The sequence below is a fragment of the Streptomyces sp. NPDC048297 genome, assembly GCF_043201585.1.
GTDB lineage: Bacteria > Actinomycetota > Actinomycetes > Streptomycetales > Streptomycetaceae > Streptomyces.
In genome coordinates this window covers 219339-223442 of sequence record NZ_JBICZA010000014.1, presented here as the reverse complement: position 1 = coordinate 223442, position 4104 = coordinate 219339, and the positions used below count along the sequence as shown (strand labels likewise).

The 4104-nt window shown below is 73.7% G+C and carries 5 protein-coding genes and 2 pseudogenes; 6 read left to right on the top strand and 1 reads right to left on the bottom strand.

The window, feature by feature from the left end; all coding sequences use genetic code 11:
* On the top strand, positions 1-661 hold a 661-nt coding region (locus ACGFYV_RS18125; protein WP_393879373.1), incomplete at its 5' end, for a transposase.
* Positions 662-692: 31 nt separating this feature from the next.
* Positions 693-1276 (top strand): annotated as a pseudogene (locus ACGFYV_RS18120) (CBS domain-containing protein); the annotation flags it as partial.
* Here ACGFYV_RS18120 and ACGFYV_RS18115 read toward each other — a convergent pair.
* Positions 1263-2135: a CBS domain-containing protein gene (locus ACGFYV_RS18115; RefSeq protein ID WP_393879372.1), complete on the bottom strand. Its 873-nt coding sequence runs from the start codon at positions 2133-2135 to the stop codon at positions 1263-1265. The pseudogene ACGFYV_RS18120 and the gene ACGFYV_RS18115 overlap by 14 nt on opposite strands.
* 167 nt (positions 2136-2302) lie before the next feature.
* On the opposite strand from ACGFYV_RS18115, the gene ACGFYV_RS18110 reads away from it, so the two are divergent.
* The 4 genes and pseudogenes from ACGFYV_RS18110 to ACGFYV_RS18095 all read left to right on the top strand — a co-directional run.
* The gene (locus ACGFYV_RS18110; RefSeq protein ID WP_393879371.1) at positions 2303-2824 is read left to right on the top strand and encodes a hypothetical protein; all 522 of its coding nucleotides are present in this window, start codon (positions 2303-2305) and stop codon (positions 2822-2824) included.
* A complete protein-coding gene (locus ACGFYV_RS18105) occupies positions 2821-3432 on the top strand; it encodes a hypothetical protein (protein ID WP_393879370.1) in 612 nt (203 codons plus the stop codon). Before ACGFYV_RS18110 ends, ACGFYV_RS18105 begins: the two co-directional genes overlap by 4 nt.
* A 122-nt stretch (positions 3433-3554) precedes the next feature.
* Complete coding sequence (locus ACGFYV_RS18100) at positions 3555-3749, top strand: hypothetical protein (RefSeq protein ID WP_393879369.1); 195 nt, start codon at positions 3555-3557, stop codon at positions 3747-3749.
* Positions 3736-4104, top strand: a pseudogene (locus ACGFYV_RS18095) (hypothetical protein); the annotation flags it as partial. The gene ACGFYV_RS18100 and the pseudogene ACGFYV_RS18095, both read left to right, overlap by 14 nt.

The following is a 4104-nucleotide window of genomic DNA, read 5'->3' as shown; positions in this document are numbered from 1 at the left end:
CCGCGAAGTCCTGGGAGTGACGGCCGGCGGCAGCGGGACCGAGGTGTTCTGGACCGAGTTCCTGCGTTCTTTGCGTGAACGCGGCCTGTCCGGGGTCCGACTCGTGCTCGCGGACCACCACTCGGGCCTGGTCAAGGCGATCCGCAAGGTCATGCTCGGTGCCGCCTGCCAGCACTGTCGTGTTCATTTCCTGCGGAATGTCTTCGCGGTGATCCCGGGAGAGGCAGCGGAGATGGCCGCGGCGCCGATCCGCACGATCTTCGCCCAGCCCACCGCCGACGCCGTACGGGCCCGGGTCGACGCGGTCGCCGGCATGCTCGGCGCTCAGTTCCCCAAGGCCAGGGCGATGCCGCTGGAGGCGAAGGAGGACCTGACCGCGTTCGCGGTCTCCCCGGAGCGGCACTGGAAGAAGATCCAATCGACAAACCCGCTGGAGCGGCTCAACCGCGAGGTCAAGCGCCGCACCGATGTCGTCCAGGTCTTCCCCGACGACGACGCGCTCCTGCGGCTGGTCACCGCCGTGCTCTTCGAGCTCCACGACGAATGGACCGCCTTCCCACGGCGCTACCTGCCCGAGGGAAGCATGGATCGGATTTACCCCGCCGAGCTCCCCGAAAGCGCCCCCGCGCTACCCAACACCACCAACACGACCTCGGGCTGACCGCCTACACCACCAGAAGGGACGCCATCCGCTGGAGGGTGAGGGCCGGGTCGTCGGTGTGGTCTCCGAGGCCGATCTGCTGCCCACGGAGGAGCTCCGGGACGGCCCCGACGCGGGCTACCTCCAGCTGCGTCAGCCCGTCGACGTGGCGAAGGCCGGCGCCCTCACGGCAGGGGACCTCATGTCCTCCCCCGCCGTCACGGTCCGCGCCGACGCCACCCTGGCCGAGGCCGCACGCATCATGGCTCGGCAGGGGGTCAAGAGGCTGCCGGTGGTGGACGAGGCCTGTCTGCTGGCGGGCGTCCTCAGCCGTGCCGACCTGCTGAGAGTGTTCCTGCGTGACGACAAGGACATTGCCAGGGAGGTCCGCCGCGAGATCGTCGCGTACCTCTTCCCTCCGCCGTCCTCCGCCGTCCAGGTGGAGGTGCGCGACGGGTCGCCACCCTGACAGGGCGGGTCGGCGACGCCTCCCTGATACCCGTGGCCGCTCGTCTGGTGCGGGCCGTCGAGGGCGTGGTGGACGTGGAGTTCGACCTCTCCCAGGACGGCCCTGGTGCCCGCGTGGCCCCGCGCGCGTGGCCCGGGGATGACGTCCGTGAGGTCAGGCGGCGGTGAGCAGGTTCTTCACCTCGACGACGTCGGCGATGTTCTCCACCTCGGCCGCCAGCCGGGCCGAGCTCGCCGCAGGCATCCGGCCCGTCAGCTCCACGACGCCGTCGTGCACGGCCACCTCGACCGCCTGTCGATCACCGGGCGGGCAACAGGCCTCGATCCTGGCCTCCACCTCCGCCCGGATTCCGGCGTCGTCCCGGATGAGGGCCTGCAACAGCGCATCGCGGCGCACGACTCCGACGAGGCGACCCTCGCGGTCGGTGACGGGAAGCCTCTTCAGCCGGGACAGCGCGGCGAGCCAGGCGGCCTCGGCAGCGGTCGCGCTCGGCAACGTCGTGATCGCGGGGCTCGTCATCAGGTCGGCGGCCGTCTCGCCGCGGGCCTTGCCGTGCATCCGCCGCTCGCGCAGCCTGCCGATGGGTCCGGCTTGGTGGCCCGACGCCTCGAAGGCGACCTTGGCCAGCAGATCGGACTCCGACACGACTCCGAGCACATGGTCCTCCGCGTCCACCACCGGGACGGCGCCGAGCTGTTCGCGCGCCAGGAGTCGGGCGATGTCGCGGTATGACAGGTCCTCGGGTACGCAGGCCGCGGGCACGTCCATGACGTCCCGCACGAAGCGGATCCCGGTTTCGGGCGGCGAGGGGCGGTGCGGGGGCGATGCGGCCGACGGCGCCGGATGCGCGGTGACGTCCGCAGGGGCCCGCCCCTCCGTGTGTGCCTGGTCGGCCGCGGCCGTGGCCACGGCGCCCAGATAGCGGAGCAGCATGTCCTGCCGTTCCGTCTCGCCGGGGCTCCGGGGACGGGAGGGCAGGTCCCGTCGGGCCTGGGCCTGGGCGGAGTAGTTCTCGTGCTCGTTCACGGCTGCCTCCGGACTCCGTCGCCTCGCCTACCCGTCCCAGTCTTTCGCTCCGTTCGGCCCTGCCAAGAGCCGAACGGCCCTGGTGGAACGGCGTGACGGCCCTTTCCGGTGCGGGGCGCGGCGGGAACGGTGAAACTGAAGGAGCAGCCGACCGCAGGAGGCGGCCGATGAGTCTGCGGGACTTCCTGGAGCGGTTCCGTCCGGCGGGGACACCGGGAGCGTCTGCCACCGGTGCCCCCGCCGACCGTACGGCGGAACGGGCCGCGGAACTGGAACCCGCCCTCGCACAGCTGGAGGCTGTGCAGCGGGAGGCGGCGGGGATCCGGGCCGCGGCGGACGCGGCGGACGCGGCGGACGCGGCGGCCGAGGCGGACGCGGCGGCCGAGGCCCTACGGCGGGATGCCGTGCGGGAGGCGGCGCGGCTCGTCGCGGCTGCTCAGGAGCGTGCTCCCGAGGTCCGCCGGCAGGCCGCCGAGCCCATGGTCCAGGAGGCTCGCAGGCAGGCGGACGCCCTTCGCTCCGCCGGTGAGAGGGCTGCTTCGGCCGTCCGGGAGAGGGCCGCGGAGCGGATGCCGGGTCTGGTGGAGTCCGCGGTGGCCGACGCCGTACGCCTGGCAGACGGACGGGGCAGCGGCCTGGCCGGAGGCAGAGACGAAGGCAGAGGCAGAGGCAGAGGTGAAGCGCCATGAGTGCCGGCTGGGTCGCCGGGGCGGTGCGGGCCAAGGCGCTGGTCGGCCGGTATCCGGGCGCCGGTGGGGGGCGGCAGATCGCGGCCTGTGGCACGCTCGACGACGCCCTGCGGCGTCTGGCGACGACCCCGTACTCCAGGTACGTGCGGACGGCGGTCTCCCTGCCCGAGGCCCAGCGGGCGGTGGCGGCCACTCCGCTGTGGCATCTGCGGGTGCTGGCCGGCTGGCTGCCCCGAGGCGGTGTCCGCCTACTCGTCCCGCTCGCCGCCGGGTTCGAGATCGCCAACGTGACCACCTGGCTGCTCACCCCGGACGAGCGCCGTGCGCAGGCCCCGCAGCCGTATCGGCTCGGGGCGCTGGAGACGGCCTGGCGGAGTCTGGAGCATGCCGGGACACCTGCGCAGCTGCGGGCGGCGCTCGCCGCATCGCCGTGGGGCGATCCGGGCGGCGACACGCCGTGGGCGCTCATCACCGGCATGCGTATGGCCGCCGCGCGGCGCACCGCCGTCTCCGTACCGCCCGCGCGCCGCTGGGCCCAGGGACGCGCGGCCCTGCTGACGGCCCGCGAACTGTTCGTGCATCGACGCCCCCTGCCGGAACCCGCGTGACGTGACGCGGCACGGCTGCTCGGTGCGCGGGCGTCGGCTGCCGCCTCGTACCAGGAGTTCCGCGAGCGTCTCCCCTCGACCGCCGGTCGGGTCCTTGCCGACGTGGAGGAGCCGGGCGCGCTGTGGAGGCCGAGGCCCGCTGGTGGCGGACCGTGGAGGCCGACGCTACGGCGATGCTGCGCGAGGGCCGGTACGGTCCCCGCGTCGTCGTGGGCGCGGTGGCGGTGCTGTCCGTGGATGCCTGGCGGGTGCGGGCGGCGCTGGAGTCCGCCGCGCGCGGCGGGCGGCCCGGGGAGGTCTTCAATGCCCTTCGCTGAGGCGATGACGCCGGTCCGGATGCGCCGTGTGGCGGTGATAGTGCCGCAGGTGGCCCTACCGGACGCGCTGGTGCGGATCGCGGAGGCCGGTTGTGTGGAACTGGACCGCGCCGAGGAGGCACCTGCGGGAGCGGCGGCGGTACGGCTGCAGCGGCTCCGGGGAGGTGTCATGACGGCCGGACCGGAGGGCACGACCTCGGCCGAACCGGAGGGCACGACCTCGGCCGGACCGGAGGGCGCGACCTCGGCCGAACCGGGGAGCACCGCCCCGCCCAGACCAGAGAGCACCACCTCCACCGAACCAGAAAGCACCGCCCCGCCCAGACCAGAGAGCACCACCTCCACCGAACCAGAC

Coding starts and splice junctions, on each gene's coding strand:
- ACGFYV_RS18110 (WP_393879371.1), top strand. CDS start 2,303: ATGAGTCTGCGGGACTTCCTGGAGCGGTTCCGTCCGGCGGGGACACCG.
- ACGFYV_RS18105 (WP_393879370.1), top strand. CDS start 2,821: ATGAGTGCCGGCTGGGTCGCCGGGGCGGTGCGGGCCAAGGCGCTGGTC.